Source organism: Streptomyces sp. HSW2009 (assembly GCF_040240285.1).
Lineage (GTDB): Bacteria > Actinomycetota > Actinomycetes > Streptomycetales > Streptomycetaceae > Streptomyces.
Map to the genome: position 1 here is coordinate 1 of NZ_JBEHZD010001310.1, position 226 is coordinate 226.

Annotated in this window: 1 protein-coding gene; it reads right to left on the reverse strand. The window is 64.6% G+C overall.

The genetic code is table 11. The annotated features are described in order from the left end of the window. Positions 1-213: SpnB-like Rossmann fold domain-containing protein (locus AAHZ94_RS36670; protein WP_349997736.1), on the reverse strand; the 213-nt coding region annotated here is incomplete at its 3' end. Positions 214-226: the final 13 nt, after the last annotated feature.

Here is a 226-nt window from a genome sequence, read left to right on the forward strand (position 1 = left end):
ACCCGCACCACCCGCATCCACAACCACCGCACCAGACGTCACCACCACCAACCGCGAACCACCCAACAACGGCTCACCCAACCACTCCCCCACCACACCCAACACACCCTCCACCACACCCACACCCACACCCGACACACCCAACAACACCACCGAAGGAACCACCCCACCACCACGCACCGACTCCACCAACCCACCCAACGAACCCCACACCCCACCCACACCA